Source organism: Desulfosporosinus shakirovi (assembly GCF_020595055.1).
GTDB classification, from domain to species: Bacteria; Bacillota; Desulfitobacteriia; order Desulfitobacteriales; family Desulfitobacteriaceae; genus Desulfosporosinus; species Desulfosporosinus shakirovi.
Map to the genome: position 1 here is coordinate 1 of NZ_JAJDOO010000033.1, position 16,587 is coordinate 16,587.

Annotated in this window: 15 protein-coding genes, 1 pseudogene and 1 riboswitch; of the genes and pseudogenes, 11 read left to right on the forward strand and 5 right to left on the reverse strand. The window is 42.5% G+C overall.

Annotated features, from left to right (window positions below; all coding sequences use genetic code 11):
- Window positions 1–95: 95 nt before the first annotated feature.
- A pseudogene (locus tag LJE72_RS20600) lies at window positions 96–382 on the reverse strand (FeoB small GTPase domain-containing protein); the annotation flags it as partial.
- 33 nt (window positions 383–415) lie between these two features.
- Window positions 416–682 carry a FeoA family protein gene (locus tag LJE72_RS20605; protein ID WP_229249870.1) on the reverse strand — a complete coding sequence of 89 codons (267 nt, stop codon included), beginning with the start codon at window positions 680–682 and terminating at the stop codon, window positions 416–418.
- A 316-nt stretch (window positions 683–998) separates the two neighbouring features.
- Here LJE72_RS20605 and LJE72_RS20610 point away from each other — a divergent pair, with 316 nt between their 5' ends.
- The 4 genes from LJE72_RS20610 to LJE72_RS20625 all read left to right on the forward strand — a co-directional run bounded on the left by LJE72_RS20610 (window position 999) and on the right by LJE72_RS20625 (window position 6,433).
- Window positions 999–2,828, forward strand: coding sequence for an ABC transporter ATP-binding protein (locus LJE72_RS20610; RefSeq protein ID WP_229249871.1), 1,830 nt, complete (start codon window positions 999–1,001; stop codon window positions 2,826–2,828).
- Window positions 2,829–2,879: 51 nt separating this feature from the next.
- The gene (locus tag LJE72_RS20615; RefSeq protein WP_229249872.1) at window positions 2,880–3,647 is read left to right on the forward strand and encodes an acyl-[acyl-carrier-protein] thioesterase; all 768 of its coding nucleotides are present in this window, start codon (window positions 2,880–2,882) and stop codon (window positions 3,645–3,647) included.
- Between the two features lie 102 nt (window positions 3,648–3,749).
- The gene (locus LJE72_RS20620; RefSeq protein WP_229249873.1) at window positions 3,750–4,220 is read left to right on the forward strand and encodes a pyridoxamine 5'-phosphate oxidase family protein; all 471 of its coding nucleotides are present in this window, start codon (window positions 3,750–3,752) and stop codon (window positions 4,218–4,220) included.
- A 293-nt stretch (window positions 4,221–4,513) separates the two neighbouring features.
- Window positions 4,514–6,433, forward strand: coding sequence for an ATP-binding protein (locus tag LJE72_RS20625; protein ID WP_229249874.1), 1,920 nt, complete (start codon window positions 4,514–4,516; stop codon window positions 6,431–6,433).
- Between the two features lie 81 nt (window positions 6,434–6,514).
- Here the strand turns inward: LJE72_RS20625 and LJE72_RS20630 are convergent, their stop codons facing one another.
- From LJE72_RS20630 to LJE72_RS20640, 3 genes are all read right to left on the reverse strand, one after another.
- The gene (locus LJE72_RS20630) at window positions 6,515–7,366 is read right to left on the reverse strand and encodes a MetQ/NlpA family ABC transporter substrate-binding protein (RefSeq protein WP_229249875.1); all 852 of its coding nucleotides are present in this window, start codon (window positions 7,364–7,366) and stop codon (window positions 6,515–6,517) included.
- A gap of 103 nt (window positions 7,367–7,469) precedes the next feature.
- Window positions 7,470–8,156, reverse strand: a complete 687-nt coding sequence (locus LJE72_RS20635; protein ID WP_229249876.1) for a methionine ABC transporter permease — start codon at window positions 8,154–8,156, stop codon at window positions 7,470–7,472.
- Window positions 8,146–9,171 (reverse strand): methionine ABC transporter ATP-binding protein, encoded by a 1,026-nt coding sequence (locus tag LJE72_RS20640; RefSeq protein ID WP_229249877.1) that lies wholly within the window; start codon window positions 9,169–9,171, stop codon window positions 8,146–8,148. The genes LJE72_RS20635 and LJE72_RS20640 overlap by 11 nt, the downstream gene beginning before the upstream one ends.
- Window positions 9,172–9,246: 75 nt before the next feature.
- Window positions 9,247–9,346: riboswitch (SAM riboswitch) on the reverse strand.
- A gap of 177 nt (window positions 9,347–9,523) precedes the next feature.
- Here LJE72_RS20640 and LJE72_RS20645 point away from each other — a divergent pair.
- The 7 genes from LJE72_RS20645 to hisC all read left to right on the forward strand — a co-directional run bounded on the left by LJE72_RS20645 (window position 9,524) and on the right by hisC (window position 16,465).
- The gene (locus tag LJE72_RS20645) at window positions 9,524–9,856 is read left to right on the forward strand and encodes a YerC/YecD family TrpR-related protein (RefSeq protein WP_229249878.1); all 333 of its coding nucleotides are present in this window, start codon (window positions 9,524–9,526) and stop codon (window positions 9,854–9,856) included.
- Entirely contained in the window at window positions 9,856–11,007 is a 1,152-nt protein-coding gene (gene hisZ / locus LJE72_RS20650; protein WP_229249879.1) for an ATP phosphoribosyltransferase regulatory subunit, read from the forward strand. The genes LJE72_RS20645 and hisZ overlap by 1 nt, the downstream gene beginning before the upstream one ends.
- Window positions 11,008–11,183: 176 nt before the next feature.
- Complete coding sequence (locus LJE72_RS20655) at window positions 11,184–12,263, forward strand: 6-phosphofructokinase (protein ID WP_229249880.1); 1,080 nt, start codon at window positions 11,184–11,186, stop codon at window positions 12,261–12,263.
- A 25-nt stretch (window positions 12,264–12,288) separates the two neighbouring features.
- Entirely contained in the window at window positions 12,289–12,771 is a 483-nt protein-coding gene (locus tag LJE72_RS20660) for a type I restriction-modification system subunit M N-terminal domain-containing protein (RefSeq protein ID WP_229249881.1), read from the forward strand.
- A gap of 548 nt (window positions 12,772–13,319) precedes the next feature.
- Entirely contained in the window at window positions 13,320–13,994 is a 675-nt protein-coding gene (gene hisG, locus LJE72_RS20665; RefSeq protein ID WP_229249882.1) for an ATP phosphoribosyltransferase, read from the forward strand.
- 7 nt (window positions 13,995–14,001) lie between these two features.
- Entirely contained in the window at window positions 14,002–15,312 is a 1,311-nt protein-coding gene (hisD, locus tag LJE72_RS20670; RefSeq protein WP_229249883.1) for a histidinol dehydrogenase, read from the forward strand.
- Between the two features lie 76 nt (window positions 15,313–15,388).
- Window positions 15,389–16,465, forward strand: coding sequence for a histidinol-phosphate transaminase (gene hisC / locus LJE72_RS20675; protein ID WP_229249884.1), 1,077 nt, complete (start codon window positions 15,389–15,391; stop codon window positions 16,463–16,465).
- The last annotated feature ends 122 nt before the right edge of the window (window positions 16,466–16,587 follow it).

Consider the following 16,587-nt stretch of genomic DNA (forward strand, 5'->3'; position numbering starts at 1 on the left):
AACTTGGAGCTTAAGCTCAGAGTTCTTTTTGCCCAAATTTTCTATTGGATATTTCGGTAAATTGATTTGAAAATCGGGGTTTGGCTAGCAAGTCCTAAATTAAGATTTCTTTCCAGGCAAGTTGCATCTAAGACTACCACTGTAACGTCTGGGTTTGCAAAACACAGATAATCCCGGGCTATTTGTTCCTCAACTGTATGAGCAATAATGAATAAGTACCAGGTAAATCAACTGTTAAAAACGATGTTTTCTGATGCTCATAGATTCATTGGGCATTATCTACCGTCTTACCGGGCCAATTACCAGTATGCTGATGGAGCCCGGTCAGTGCGTTGAAAATTGTACTCTTTCCAACGTTTGGATTACCTGCTAAGGCAACAATGAATTGGTTGTTCTTTTTTTTCTGGAGACAGAATCATACACATTCCTCTCCATTCGATAACTTTATCACAAAAATTTGGGCAGCATCTTCGCTGCGCAAAGCAATGAGTGTTCCCCTCACCATATAAGCAGTTGGATCACCAGAAGGTCCACGACGAATACAGCGTATTAATGTACCAGGAACGATTCCTAAGTCAAGAATGCGGCGCCGTAAGAGTCCGCTCAACTCTAAGGAAACTATCTGACAGTCCGAACCCAGAGACAAGTCTGATAATGAATTGATTCGTTCTGCACTCTTCACATTATGTACCCCCTTTTCGTTGCCAAGCTAATCTGCTTTCTGATCCATAGGTTAGCCGAGGCTAACTTTTAGTTAAAGTTCATTTTGAATAGATTATGTTGAGGAGTTTCTTTTGTTCCCACGGAGGCTTATACTTATTTGGTTCTTTAAAATTAGGGGCATGACCCTTAAGCTGTTATTCCTCTAAGTTTGAGCTAGGAAGGTGTAGCGGGCGTGGGACAGTGTGTTTGTGACTCGTGTTCCTTTCTAATGGGAACAACTATGCTATAATTGTAAAGGGAGTTAGTTCGTCAAAGCTTAGGAGTTGGTGGATACTATGAAACAGGGAATCGGCAGATTGAGATTTGCAGAAGAAGAAATGCCTCAGGTTACCAGAAAGATGATTGCAAGAATAATGAGCTATTTCTTGCCTTATTGGAAGAAAATGCTGCTCGTGATTGGCATAATAATAATTATCTCAATACTGGGGCTTGTACCACCGATGCTAATTAGGAATATCATTGACAATGCTTTACCACAAAAAGATTTGATGCTCTTAAGTGTGTTGATTTTTATTTCTATAGGAGTTACAGTGATCTTAGGATTGTTGCAAGTAGCCCAGTCTTATCTCAGCATTTGGATTTCTAAACATATAATTCTAAATATGAAAAATCAAATGTACGCTCATTTACAGAACATGTCCCTGAATTTCTATACCGACGCCAAGCCAGGCGAGATTATTACTAGAATAACGAGCGATATTGATGGAATTCAGGATATATTTAACACAACCATAGTCAATGCATTAACCAGCTTTGCTGTGCTTATTTCAACTGCGGCAGTTTTAATAATGATGAACTGGAAATTAGCATTTGTTGGCATGATCATACTACCTGCCTTTATCATCCCTACGAGAAAAGTAGGGAAGCTTAGATGGAAAATAGCCACAAAGAGTCAAGAAAAAATTAGTGACCTTAACCAGATTATTCAGGAAGCTTTTAGTGTCAGCGGAGCACTGCTCACTAAGATTTTTACCAAGGAAAAAGATGAGTTAGCGAGATTTGAAAAAACTAATAAAGAAGTTATAACCTTGCAACTTAGGGAATCGGTTGTAGGGCGCTGGTTCAGAATGACAATAACCACTTTTATAGCAATTGGGCCGATGCTTATTTACTTTTATGGCGGCTATTTATTTATCAAAGGTGAAATTTCCATTGGAAGCATAATTGCTTTCGTAGCTCTTTTGGGGAGGTTGTATTTACCAGTTTCGCAACTCTCTAATATTCACATAGATGTCACCAGATCCTTAGCCTTATTTCAGAGAATCTTTGAGTATTTAGATCAGAAACAAGAGATAAAAGCTAAACCTGGTGCTGCGAAATTTGAAGTAATTAAAGGGAAGGTAGACTTTGAAAAGGTATATTTTTCATATAACAGCAAGGTCAAAGTGTTGGAAAATATAAGTTTTTCCATAAATCCAGGCACAATGGTTGCCTTAGTTGGCTCCAGTGGTGTGGGGAAAACCACCATTACAAACTTGATTCCAAGATTATATGAGGTGAACAGAGGCAGTATTAAGATCGACGATCGGGATATCAGAGATGTTACCCTGGAATCACTTAGAAACCAGATTGGGATCGTTATACAAGAACCCTATCTTTTTAATGATACTATTGAAGAGAATCTAAGGTATGGGAAAAAAGATGCTTCAGAGCAAGAGATGATCGAGGCTTGCCAAGCTGCCTATATTCATGATTTTATTATGACTTTGCCAGATCACTATAAAACAATTGTTGGAAATAGAGGTATCAAGTTATCCGGTGGAGAAAAGCAAAGAGTGTCTATTGCCAGAGTTATTTTGAGAGACCCAAGAATTATTATTCTAGATGAAGCTACATCTTCTTTAGATTCCGTGTCGGAAATGTATATTCAAAAGGCGATGGTACCCTTGTTGCGAGATAGGACAAGTTTTGTTATTGCCCATAGACTATCAACAGTCTTAGCAGCTGATCAAATTTTTGTTATCGAGAATGGAACTATTGCTGAAAGTGGAAATCATGAGGAATTACTTAGGAAGAAAGGTCTTTATCGACAAATCTTCAACACACAATTCAAAGGAGGAAATTTCTTGGGAGGGAGTTCCACTCCATCCGAAGTTATGACCTAACCAAGGGCTTAGCGCCTTAAGCTTTTATGATTAACAAAGGTGGATCAGAGAATGGAAAATAGAAAGTATAGAATGGAATTCGAAGTTCATTATCATGAAGTGAACCCGTATGAGAAGGCCACTCCCCTGACCATACTTCATTACTTAGAAGATGCTGCAATTTCCCATTCTGAGGCAGTGGGACAAGGAGTTAAGAGGTTAAGATTAAAAAAACAAGCTTGGATCTTAAATAAGTGGCAGCTTGAGATGGAACGCTATCCTGTACTGGGTGAAAAGGTAACGATAGAAACTTGGTCTGCTGGGTTTAAACGTTTTTATGGAACGAGAGATTTCTTGATTATAGACATGGACCAGAAGATTATCGGCAGAGCCACGTCTTTGTGGATCTTTTATAATACAGAAAGCAAGCGTCCCTCCAGAATCCCCCTGGATTTTGAAGATGCTTACGGAGTTGACTCGCTTCGAGCGATTAAAGAGTCTTTGGAGGAACCTACGATAGGGGAAGGTGAACAGGAAGAAGGGAATGAAAAGATATTTGCGGTTAGACGCAGTGATATTGATACTAACGGACATGTCAATAATGCTAACTATCTTCAATGGATGCTAGAAGTGGTTCCTGAGGATATTTACCAGAATAATCATCTGACTGCCCTGGAAATTACCTATAAGAAGGCAACGACGTATGGAACCAGTATTTGCTCAAAATGCTATGCTGCTAATCCAAGGGCCAACAACTCAGCGTATAGGCATGTTGTCCTCAGGAACGATGACCATCAAGAACTTGCAATCGCTAAAACTGTTTGGGAGCCTCTGAGATAAAAACGGGGGTTGGCTATGTCTAACTTTCGAAGCAAGTAAATATATGTAGAATTCTGTAGGGATTATTATTACGTTATAAACATTTATGAAAAGAGGCAAAACATGCGTAGAAGTGATAAGGAAATAACTGATCAAAATTTAATGGATGAGATACTTAAGAAGGCACAGGTGTGCCGATTAGCAGTATCCTTTAAGGATATGCCTTATATTGTTCCGATGAACTTTGGTTACGCAGACAGGGTTTTGTATTTTCATTCTGCGCCTGACGGACTAAAAGTTATGATTCTGCGCGAAAATCCTCAGGCATGCTTTGAAGTTGAGATCAATACAGAGCTAGTGCCGAGCGAACAGGGGTGTGAATGGACGATGCGGTATCAGAGTGTTGTTGGTTTTGGAGAAATTGAATTCATCGATGACATTGCGGCTAAGCGAGAAGGAATGAAAATAATCATGCAACAATATTCAAATGAGCAACCTTTCCCTGCTGATGCTGTGTTAGCAGGAGTAACTCTTTTTAAGTTGACGGTAAATACTATGACAGGTAAACAATCGGGCCAATCAGGTAGTGTGTAATTTATCTAATGATAAGACTCCCGCTTTGAGCAAGTGGGAGTTCGTTTTTTCTGCTTTGAGGGGGTCAAGTCCTTCCGTGTGAGTGTACGTTTAGTGTGAACAAAGGTTCGGTATTTAGCTTTCGCTGAATAATTATTTATATAAAAGGTAAAAGTTATTATTTTTAAAGTGCTTACATAGAAGGAATAGAGGAGATATTTGTCGAAGAGAAACTTGATATCACTATATAATATGGGTATCTTAGTCAGTTCCATGGACATGACCGCAATCTAATAAGAAAAGTGGTATGAATAATGTCAACTGAAGAGATCATGGAATTAAAACAAAAAGTTGCTTTACTGGAAGCAACTTTAGCGGACGTTCGAGAAGAAAACGGAATTTGGGAACGGATTTTCCTTGAAATTCGTTGGGGAATGGTCGTTGCTGATGCCGGTAATGGAAAAATGTTAAAGGTCAATCCACACTATGCTGAAATGCACGGTTACAGCATCTCAGAATTAATAGGTCAATGCATGTATGATCTACTTTGTGCACCAGGACATCAAAAAGACCTTTTAGCTGAAGTCGGTCCAAGGGTACAGGATGATCGTTATGAATATCACTCCGTCCATATGAAGAAAGATGGAAGCTGTTTTCCTGTTCGAATTATTAATCATGAAATTACTGTAAACTCGCGGTGTTTCAGGATTATCTCGACTTGGGACATTACTGATAGTGAACTTAAACAAAAGGAGCTAAGTCAATACCAGGAACGTTTAGAAGAATTAGTCAAATTTCGTACGGATGAACTAGAGAAAACAAATGAACAACTTCGAAGCGAAATCATCCAAAAAGAAACCGCAGAAAATGAATTGGCAAAAGCAAATCAAGAGATGATCAATATTTTAGAAAGTATTGGAGACTGCTTTAAGGCGGTAAATCGTGAATGGGTCATAACCTACGCCAATCAGGCTATGGTTAAAGCGCGCGAGGCTAATGGAATAAGTGGAGATATTGTGGGAACTGATTATTGGGAAACTCATAAGGCATCGAATAAAACGATTAATGACGCTTGTCTTAAGGTTATGAATGACGGGATTCCAACTCGATTTGAGGCCTATGCTCTAACAATGGGGCAGTGGGTTGAGGTCAGTATTTACCCAACTCCAAGCGGAATCTCGATTTTTCTCCGTAACATTGAGGAAAGACGGATGATTGAAAAGGCCGTAGAAGAAGAGCATCACCGTTTGTATTCGTTATTTAACAGCTTTCCTGGATTAATATATCTTCAAGAAGAAAATCACAAAATACGCTTTGCGAACAATAGCTTTCAATCAAAATTTGGTTCAGGCTTAGACCAACCCTGCTTTGAAGTTATTGCAGGCTTGCCGTTTCCATGTCCTGATTGTATGTCCTCGATGGTGCTTAGAAACGACACGGCTGTATGGAAAGAAATGGTTTTTGATAATCGCATATACGAGATATATTCTCAACCCTTCATTGATGCAGATGGTTCCAGGCTGGTTTTCAAGGTGCTTATTGATATAACTGACAGAAGAAGTGCTGATCGTGAATTGGCGCGTCTAGAGCGACTTAATATGGTGGGAGAAATGGCGGCTGGTATTGCTCACGAGGTTAGGAATCCGCTGACGACGGTTCGCGGTTTTCTTCAGTTGCTCCAATCTAAGAAAGAGACGGTAGAATATCATGAATTTTTCCAATTAATGACAGATGAGCTGGATCGAGCGAATTTAATTCTTACAGATTTTTTGAGTTTAGCCAAAGATAAGTCTATCGGCTTTGAGTTAATCAATATATCCAAGATAGTAACAACTCTGTCCCCACTCTTAACAGCTGATGCAATCAATCAAGACAAAACAATCATTCTTCAGCTTGAAGAGGTTCCCGACTCTCATGGAAATGGAAACGAGCTTCGACAGCTGATTCTGAACTTAGCCCGAAATGGATTGGAGGCAATGCGAGCAGGCACGACTCTAACCATTCGAACTCATATATTTGAAGATTATATTATTCTTAAGGTTTGCGACCAAGGTGGAGGAGTTGATCCTGAAATACTCGATCGATTAGGGACCCCATTCTTAACAACAAAAGAACGAGGGACTGGATTAGGGCTTGCAATATGTCAAAGTATAGCTGTTCGACATAATGCTAAAATTAGTTTTGAGTCGGGGAATACTGGAACAACGGTTACAGTTAAGTTTCCAGTCGAGTAAATTATAGGCTAGATCAAGAATGGATATTAAAGCCACTCCATCATAAAAAGTGGGGTGGCTTTATTCATGAAATAAGTTTTTTTAGAATGCAGGAACAATGGACCCTTTGTATTTGTCTTCGATGAACTTCTTGACGTCAGGGGAGGTTAAAGCTTTGGCGAGCTTTTGCAGAGCAGGATCGTCTTTTTTACTTTCTTTGACAACAAGAATATTTGCGTAAGGTGACTCCTTGTCTTCCATAATGATAGAATCATTGAGCGGGTTGAGTCCGCCTTCTAAAGCGTAATTCGTATTGATCACTGCAGCAACAACCTTAGGATCTTGGAGTACTCTGGGAAGCTGAGGAGCATCGAGCGGGGGAATTTTGAGTTGCTTAGGGTTATATTGGATGTCATTAACCGTTCCCTTAATTCCAGTTCCATTTTTTAGTTGGATGAGACCGGCTTTGGCTAGCAGAGCCAGGGCTCGACCGGCGTTAGAGGGATCATTAGGAATGGCTATAGTATCCCCGTTTTTGAGGTCATCAAGTTTGGTGATTTTCTTAGAGTAGATTCCCATTGGCTCAATGTGCACGTTAGCAATTGAAACATTCTTTAAGGAATGGTCTTGGTTAAAGGAATCCAGGTAAGGGGTGTGTTGGAAGAAGTTGGCATCGATATCTCCCGTATCCAAGTCTAAGTTAGGGCGGACATAATCAGTGTAGTTAACGATTTGGAGGTCAACACCTTCTTTGAGCAGAGCTGGTTTAATGTGCTCTAGGATTTCGGCATGGGGAATTGGAGTCGCGCCAACTTTCAATACGGTGTTTGAGAGTTTGTCGGATCCGGCTTTCGGTGCATCGGTCTTACTGCCACAGCCTGAGAGTACGAGGGAAAGAGTGACTAAAACAGCGAGTGATAAAGCAAGGTAACGGTGATTCTTAAGTTTAAACATAATTTCTTCCTCCTATTTGTTGAGTTTGATTTGAACATTGACTAATGGGGTTTGCTTGGTGCTTCGTAGCAGATGAAGCGCTGGTGAGGGTATCAGCCTTGGTTTAATGAGTAAGCCTGCGTGCCACTGCAGTTCCCAGAGATTGTATGGTCTGAACGATCACGACTAGAATGACGACGGTGACAATCATAATATCGGTTCGGAAACGATTGTAGCCATATTGAATGGCTAAGTTTCCTAACCCACCTCCGCCAACGGTACCGGCCATTGCAGTGTAGCCGATGACACTAATCGTCGTGATGGCGACGCCTAGAATAAGTGAAGCCTTCGCTTCAGGCAGAAGAACTTTTTGAATAACTTGTTTGGGGGATGCCCCCATGGATAAGGCTGCTTCGATCACGCCGTAGGGCACTTCTTTTAGGGAACTTTCCACGACTCGGGCCACAAAAGGAGCAGCGGAGATAACAAGCGGGACAATTGCAGCTGTTGTGCCTATGGACGTGCCAACAACTGATCTAGTGAATGGGATGAAGGCCACTAAAAGGATGATGAACGGAGCGGAACGCAAGATGTTGACAAGGGTTCCTAAAGTTCGTTCTACCCACGGGTTGGGCATAATGTGTCCGGGAGAGGTGACAACCAAAATAATGCCTAAAGGAAGTCCTAACAGGTAAGCGAATACCGTAGAGGTGGCGACCATATAGAGGGTTTCACCGGTTGCCGGGATAATAAGTCGGAGTAAATCAGTCCAAAAAGTGACTTGAAAAAGCAGGGATGAATCAAAGGGCATGTTGAAGCACCTCCACTTTTAATTCCCGAGATGCTAAATAGCGGTGAGCCTCTTTAAGCTGTGCGGGGTTTCCCAGTAGTTCCAGGGTTAAAGTGCCAAAGAGCGTAGATTTCAAATGGTCGATACTCCCATAGAGGATGTTTGCGCGAACGTCGCAAGTGCGTAATAAATCGGTAATAATCGGATCTGAGGCTCGTGAGCCAAGAAATTGAATGCGAACAATTTCTGAGTCCCGGTGAGCTGAAAGCTCCTTTAACAGGTCGGCAGGAAGTTCGTTCGGAAAAACGGTTGAGATAAACTGGCGAGCGATATCTGATTGCGGTTTTATGAAGACAGACTCGACAGGGCCATTTTCCACAATACGGGCTTCGTGAATAACTGCAACATCCGTGCAGATTTCTTTGACCACTTTCATTTCATGGGTAATCATTACAATCGTTAAACCGAGTTTTTGGTTAATATCGCGAAGCAGGTTTAAGATTGAAAGAGTGGTTTGTGGATCTAACGCTGAAGTGGCTTCGTCGCACAGAAGGACTTGAGGTTTTGTGGCCAGCGCTCGCGCAATGCCGACTCGCTGTTTTTGCCCCCCGCTTAATTGAGCAGTGTAAGCAGATGATTTGTCTTCCAGACCGACGAGATGGAGTAACTCTTTTACCCGTATCGAGATTTCTCTCTTTGGCACTCCGGCAATTTCTAAAGGAAAGGCAATGTTTTCTGCAACGGTCCGCGATTGAAGGAGATAAAAGTGTTGAAAGATCATTCCGATATTCTGACGCGTTTGACGAAGTTCTTGGTTTGAAAGCTTGGTTAAGTCTTGTCCGGCAACGACGATTTGACCGCTTGTAGGTTTCTCAAGAAGGTTTAAGCAACGCACCAGCGTGCTTTTCCCTGCACCGCTTAATCCAATAATACCGTAGATGGCTCCCTGCAATATGTTCAAGGATACATTATTAATGGCTATGATGGTTCCTTGGCGAGAGGAGTACTTTTTGACTAATTGATTTATCTGAATCAAAGGCTTACCTCCTTTTAAAGATTTACACACAACAAAACTCCGCGAAGAAAACCCGCGGAGTACCATTCGGTTTTCCTCTTATCTCCCAGATTTCTCTGCAGGAGTTAGCACCGTGCATAAAATGCCGGTTGCCGGGCTTCATCGGGCCAGTCCCTCCACCTACTCTGAATAAGAGTCGTATATGAAGTTTTCGTGTGTCAGTCATACTAATGAATGCTTATATTTTAGCATAGGGAGAGAGTCATTTGCAAGAGGTAATCTTGCTCCTAAAATATAAAAAGCTTGACAATAGCGCAGTGCTTTAATAAATTAAAGGGAGACAGTGGTTTTGTTCTATTAAGGAGGAAAATGTATGTCAAGTGATGAGCGTTTACAGAATCCCTTAACGGATGCCCTGGTTGAAGCTGTTTTGTTGCTGAAAAACAAAGAAGAGTGTTATCGGTTCTTTGAAGACATTGCGACAGTTGCAGAAATTAAGGCTTTAGCTCAACGTCTGGAAGTTGCTAAAATGTTACAAAGAAATGAAACATATACGGCGATTGCTGAAGTGACGGGAGTTAGTACCGCGACGATCAGCCGGGTAAAACGCTGTTTGAATTTCGGAGCAGATGGATACCAACTCATCTTGCGGCGTCTGAAAGAACTGCAGACACAGAAAATAGACACTAATGAAGGAGAAGCATGATGCTGAGAACAAATTTAGGGTTGCGTATACCAAAGGGCATGCGCGATCTGTTACCTGAAGAGATCGCCGTGCAAGAGGGTTTAGAGGAAAAAATTCTTACACTTTTTCGACAGTGGTCTTACCAAAAGGTATTGACTCCCACTCTGGAATATTCTGCTTGCGTTCAACCAGATGTTGAACAAGAGGATACATTATACAAATTTTTTGACCGTGAAGGGCGTATATTAACGCTACGTCCAGAACTGACGATACCGATTGCTCGCCTTGTCAGCACACGTTTGCGCGGTGGAGAATTTCCACTGCGCTTATGTTATGGTGCAGATGTCTATCGAAACACCACCGTTAGACACAGAGAGTTCCGTCAAGTCGGCGTAGAGCTTGTAGGTTCTGATCAGGAACTTGCCGATGCAGAGGTAATTGCCCTCGCAGTAGAAGCTATTGCTGGTTTAGGCTTGGATAATTATCAGTTTAACCTGGGGCATATGGGGATCTTTTCGGGGCTCATGCTGGAAGCAGGAGTCGATGAAGGGATACAGACTCAGCTGGAAGAAGCGTTAGCCCGCAAAGATATGGTGGGTGTAGAAAGCTGTGTCAAACAAAGTGGCCTGCCAGGGCGAGTTCAGGAGCTGTTACTTCGGTTGCCCCATTTTCATGGAGGAGAGGAAATTCTCGATGAAGTCCTCGCTTGGAGTGAGCGTCCAGCGATTCGGGAAGCCGTCGAAAGTCTCAGAAGAATTTATCAGTATTTAAATTATTTTGGAGTTCAAGCAAATGTATCCTTAGATTTAGGTATACTTCGTGGTTTTTCATATTATACCGGAGCGGTGTTTGAAGGGTATGTTCCGGGAATAGGTTTTCCAGTCGTTGAAGGCGGACGTTATGATGCTTTATATGGGGACTTTGGGATTCCGCAACCAGCAACTGGGTTCGCTATCCACCTGGGTAATTTATTAGAACAATTCCCACTTCCAGCAGTCAAGGGAGCAGATGTGTTGGTATTTGGTTCTGATGCGAAGCAGATCATTAGTCAGTGCCAAGCTTTAAGATCCCAGGGAAAAAGAGTCGAAATGGCCCTGGGCGTATTAGGAAAAGACGAAGCACAGAAAATAATGCTTCAAAAGAATATTACGCAACTCATATTTGTCGAATAAGGAAAGTTAGACCGAGGATGGTTCCCTTGTCTAAATCTTTGTGCAGACGTTGCTTGCGTTGTTGAAGTAAAAACGTGAGTGAGTATTTGGAATGCGGAAAACGTTTAGCATACTTTTGGGTTGGAATATTATATAATAACGTAATAAATACATCTAAATAAAAGGGGGTGTAATGATTGCGTAAACTTGCAGTACTTACTGGCGGAGGAGATTGCCCGGGGCTTAATGCGGTGATCAGGGCAATTGCTAAGAGCGCGCATGGATATGGAATTGAAGTGCTTGGGATTAGGGATGGCTTCCGTGGAGCTGTAGAAGGAGATTTCATGTCTCTTTCTCTGAAGGATGTCTCGGGTATCTTACCACGCGGGGGTACTATTCTCGGAACTACGAATCGAGACAACCCTTTTGCTTATGAAATGAAACTAAATGGGATGACTCAACCTGTAGATCGCTCAGACGACGTTATCCGAAATTTGCAGGAGCACGGAGTAGATGCCCTATTAGCCATCGGTGGGGACGGGAGTTTGAACATCGCTCTTAAGTTTGAGAATAAAGGACTTGAAGTTATTGGAATTCCTAAGACTATCGATAATGATTTAATGGCCACAGATCAAACATTTGGTTTTCAAACGGCGGTGGATACAGCCCAAGAAGCGTTGGACCGTTTGCATACCACAGCGGAATCTCATCATAGGGTCATGGTTCTTGAAGTCATGGGTCGTTATGCTGGCTGGATAGCTTTGTACGCTGGTGTCGCAGGAGGAGCAGATGTCATCCTAATTCCGGAGATTCCGTATAATCTTAATCGGGTTGCCTTAAGTATTGAGAAACGGGCCAAGCAAGGAAAGAAATTCAGTATTATCGTCGTGGCAGAAGGTGCTAAGCCCTTGGGTGGCGAAATGGTAGTTGAACGAATGATGACAGGGCGAGTTGACCCCATTAAATTAGGAGGGATTGGCGCTAAAATAGGCCATGATCTTGAAGATCATTACGGGATGGAAACCCGAGTGACGGTGCTCGGACATCTGCAACGCGGAGGGTCCCCTAATGCCTATGATCGAGTACTGTCTACTCGCTATGGGGCAGCGGCGGTAGATGCTGCGTTGGAAGAAGAATTTGGAATCATGGTTGCACTGCAAGGCAGGGAGATTGTAAGAGTTCCCCTCCGTGAAGCAGTTGATCAAATTAAACTTGTGCCTTTAAATGATCCCTTATTGTTAGCGGCGCGTACTCTGGGGATGGAGATGGGAGATTGAACCTTGAAAGATAGGAGGCTGAAAAATGAGTGGCAAATTATCTCTAGATCAGCTCGAAAATTTTTTGGATGAGACTTGCGATTCTTTACGAGGGGATCGGGAAGCTGCGGAATTTAAAGAATATGTCATTGCAATTCTATTTTTAAAGCGTTTAAACGACCGATTTAAACTCGAACGCGAGGTTAGGCGTAGAAAGCTTACGGTGAAAGGGTTGTCTCAAGGTCAAATAGAAGAAGAGTTGGAAAAAAGGGAATCATATCGTTTATTTGTACCGAAGATGGCACGTTGGGACATGGTAAAGCTAGAAAAACAAGACTTAGGTTCCTATCTGGCTAAGGCCTTTTCAGAGATTGATGATAAAAACAGAGGTTGTTTGGGCGTTTTAAACACTGTTGACTTTAGTAAGATTACTGAAACGGGCGAGAGGTATATTACTAATGATGAGTTAGCTCAGCTAGTTGCAGATTTTGAGGAATTGAAGTTATCGGATGATCACTTAGCCTTTTAATTTCTGAAAGAGATAAAAAGGCTAACCTGAAGAACTAATGATTAAGGTAAGAATGAGCAAATTAGTTTATCCATAAATTAGCTTTAAATACAAGAGCAGAGAGAATGTCAGATTGACTACTCTCTGCTTTTTAGTTCGGTTTTCACCATGCCCTACGTGAATACCACCATCAATTTAAAGGTTTAAAATTTATAATTTAGTGCACTAGTCACTAAAGCTGAACATAGGACTTCGGTGGGAGGCTACTCCTTAGAGCAAAGCGTTTCTACTGGGAAAGGGCAGGCGCTTGGTGATGCTTCTTCACTGGGGACTATCGTTACCGAAGTAGAATAAGGAACACCCACTTGAAGAAGAGGAGTCTCGGAATTGATGAATTTCTGGGAAAAATTCGGAGGATTAGAATTATTTAAATTTATGATAAGGGGTTGCCAGAGTTAAGGCGCATTGATATAATTAATGTGTTAGCGCTTTAACTAAATAAAGCGTTAAACTGAATGACTAGAAATCAAAAGTATTGTGTATTGGGAAATTTGAGAGGGGATGCCAAGTTGGATAAAGAATTCTTGACGATTGCCTTACCTAAAGGAAAGTTGCTTATTGATTCGATTCGATTGTTGAGTCGGGTTGGGATAGAATGCAGCCATGTTAATGAAGATTCACGGAAGTTGTTCTATGATCTTCCGAACAGTAAAGTAAAGATTATAATTTGCCGACCTACTGATATTCCGACGTATGTAGAATATGGGGCAGCGGATCTGGGTTTCGTGGGGAAGGATACCTTGCTGGAAGAGAACAAGGATGTGGCTGAATTACTGGACCTGAAATTTGGCTATTGTCGTTTTGTGGTGGCAATGTTGGAGGCTAGTGTTCCTCCTAAACTTCTGAGCGGAGAGTACGATTTAAGTGGACTGAACCATCAACGTGTTGCCACGAAGTTCCCTCGGGTAACAGAGACCTATTTTAGCGGAATTGGCATGCAGGTGACTCCCATTAAATTGCACGGAAATATGGAGTTAGCTCCGTGTGTTGATCTGGCAGAAATGATCGTCGATATTGTTTCCACGGGAAAAACCCTCAAGGAAAACCATTTGGTCGAGGTAGCTCCGATTCTTGAAGCGACTACCCGCCTAATTGCTAATCGAGTAGCCTATCGCATGAAATACGAGCGGATTCGAGATTTGGTCGAGTGTTTACGCAAAGATTTAGTAACATATGGGGGATGAGCGATTTATGAAAGTTGAGAAGCTAACTGATCTTGATTTACAACGCCTTACGCGGAAGTCGTATGGGGAGGATGAAGTTCTAGAGCAACGTGTTACAGCAATACTCAAACGTGTTCGGGACGAGGGAGAAGACGCGATTTATCAACTAACTGAAGAATTTGATCATGTAAACTTGCGGCAAAACGGTTTGCGTGTCTCGGATGAGGAGATTCAAGAGGCCTATCAAGAGGTGAGTGAAGATTTCTTACAGGCCTTGCGTACTGCTAAAGCAAATATTTTAAGGTACCATGAAAAACAAAAACGAATCTCTTGGCTAGAACCGGATTCAGATGGGAGCATTCTTGGACAATTGCTGCTTCCGCTCAAGCGAGTGGGTGTTTATGTGCCCGGGGGAACAGCGTCTTATCCGTCGTCGGTTTTGATGAATGCTTTACCGGCAATTGTAGCTGGAGTGCGGGAAATCGTGATGGTTAGTCCCCCCAGAGTTGATGGAACTCTTCTTCCAGAGGTTTTGGTTGCGGCGGCTGAAGCAGGGGTGACCGAAGTGTACAAAGTGGGCGGAGCTCAAGGAATCGCCGCATTAGCCTATGGAACGGAGAACATCTTTCCGGTTGATAAGATAACCGGACCCGGGAACATTTACGTGACTTTAGCCAAAAAGCAAGTCTTTGGAACAGTGGATATTGACATGCTGGCCGGACCAAGTGAAATCTTAATCCTAGTGGATGAGAGCGGATGCCCGGAAGAATTAGCCGCGGATTTACTCTCTCAGGCCGAGCATGATCGTTTAGCCTCGGCAATCTTGGTCTCGCCATCTCGAGAACTCCTTGAACAGACAATCGTTGCTGTGGAAAGACAACTGGAAAGTTTACCCCGTGTTGAGATTGCTCGAGCGTCTTGGGAAACGTACGGAGCGGCGATTCTTGTCTCAGATCTCCAAGAAGGAATGGATTTGGCTAATAAAATTGCTCCAGAGCATTTTGAACTAGTCGTCGAAGACCCGTATTCCTGGTTAGGTCAAGTCCGCAATGTTGGGGCGGTCTTTCTAGGACGATATTCTCCTGAATCTGTGGGAGATTACTTTGCAGGGCCAAACCATGTATTACCGACCGGAGGCTCGGCACGTTTTTATTCTCCACTTAATGTAGATATGTTTATGAAAAAGGTTAGTGTGATCGGATATTCGGAAGTAGCTCTTAAGAGAGACGCCAAGCAGATTGCTTTACTTGCCCGCAGCGAGGGGTTAGAAGCACATGCCCGCGCTGTAGAAGTACGGTTTAGAGAAAAAGAAGGCGAAAATTCGAGGGAAAAAGATTAAGTAAGGGGCAGAGAAAGTTAGAGAGCAACAATAAAGCGGTTGCCAAGAAATTCCATACAAGGGAGAGATGTAATCGATGGAAACTGAGTTAAGTAATCCTGAACAGTTAGTTCGCCCTGCTGTTCGTGAGCTGGTTCCCTACGAAACCAACTATATGCCGGAGTATATTAAACTAGATGCCAATGAAAATCCGTTTCCTTGGCCTGAGGAAATGCGGGAAGCGTTGCTTGCCGAGAAATTAGCCTTTAACCGCTATCCGGATGGAATGGGTCAGAATCTCAAGAATCGTATTTCTAGGTATACTTCAACCTCTCCGGATAGTATTCTAATTGGAAACGGCTCGGATGAGTTGATCCAAATGATTCTGCTCACTTTTGGTGGTGCGGAGAAATCGTTGATCATCCATCCACCGACATTCGGCATGTATCAGATCTATGCTCGCTTGACGGAAACTGCAGTTGTGCAAGTGCCCTTGTTAAACGGTCTGGACTTGGATACGGAGCAAATGTTAACAGCAGCCCAAGCCCCAGAGGCTCAGGTAATCATTGTTTGTAATCCCAACAATCCTACGGGATCGCTCTTCCCAAGGAATGAGATTCTAAGACTTGTAAGGGAAAGCGGCAAAATAGTCGTAGTAGATGAGGCCTACGCTGAGTTTTCAGAGGAAACTCTCATTTCTGAGCTAGAAAACTACCCTAACTTAGTGATCATGCGAACATTTTCTAAGGCTTTTGGAATGGCAGGACTTCGCTTAGGGTATCTATTGGGACAACCGAAAACCATTGCCTTAATCAACAGAGTACGGCCACCCTTCAACGTCAACTCTTTTAGTCAGAGAGCCGGAATTCTGGCCTTGGATAATTTAAATGAGTACCAAGGGCAAATCCAGGAAATTAAAGCAGAAACACAAAAATTACAAGCCGCCTTAAATCTGGTTCCGAATCTAACGGTTTACCCGACGCGGGCGAATTTCATTCTCTTTAAACCGGAAGATCCTGATCAGTGGGCGTCAGAATTGCTAAAACGAGGTTTTCTAGTCCGGAACATGGGCATGCTTCCTTCTCTGGGCAAATGTCTGCGTATCAGCGCGGGACTGCCGGAGGAAAATGAAAAGTTTATCCGTGCAGTTCGGGAGATTAGCGTCGGAGCATAACCAACTTTCGGCAGATAAAAATCATGTTAGAAGACTCATAAAAAAGAAGGTTCGAATCATTAAACCCTAGATGATTTCAACTAAATATTACGGCTATACTTGATTAAGTATGAATTAAACCG

Excerpts from the sequence above, each read along its gene's own strand:
- LJE72_RS20625 (WP_229249874.1), top strand. The coding sequence starts at position 4,514 with ATGTCAACTGAAGAGATCATGGAATTAAAACAAAAAGTTGCTTTACTG.
- LJE72_RS20610 (WP_229249871.1), top strand. The coding sequence starts at position 999 with ATGAAACAGGGAATCGGCAGATTGAGATTTGCAGAAGAAGAAATGCCT.
- LJE72_RS20630 (WP_229249875.1), bottom strand. The coding sequence starts at position 7,366 with ATGTTTAAACTTAAGAATCACCGTTACCTTGCTTTATCACTCGCTGTT.
- LJE72_RS20635 (WP_229249876.1), bottom strand. The coding sequence starts at position 8,156 with ATGCCCTTTGATTCATCCCTGCTTTTTCAAGTCACTTTTTGGACTGAT.
- LJE72_RS20645 (WP_229249878.1), top strand. The coding sequence starts at position 9,524 with ATGTCAAGTGATGAGCGTTTACAGAATCCCTTAACGGATGCCCTGGTT.
- hisD (WP_229249883.1), top strand. The coding sequence starts at position 14,002 with ATGAAAGTTGAGAAGCTAACTGATCTTGATTTACAACGCCTTACGCGG.
- LJE72_RS20660 (WP_229249881.1), top strand. The coding sequence starts at position 12,289 with ATGAGTGGCAAATTATCTCTAGATCAGCTCGAAAATTTTTTGGATGAG.
- hisZ (WP_229249879.1), top strand. The coding sequence starts at position 9,856 with ATGCTGAGAACAAATTTAGGGTTGCGTATACCAAAGGGCATGCGCGAT.
- hisC (WP_229249884.1), top strand. The coding sequence starts at position 15,389 with ATGGAAACTGAGTTAAGTAATCCTGAACAGTTAGTTCGCCCTGCTGTT.
- LJE72_RS20620 (WP_229249873.1), top strand. The coding sequence starts at position 3,750 with ATGCGTAGAAGTGATAAGGAAATAACTGATCAAAATTTAATGGATGAG.
- LJE72_RS20615 (WP_229249872.1), top strand. The coding sequence starts at position 2,880 with ATGGAAAATAGAAAGTATAGAATGGAATTCGAAGTTCATTATCATGAA.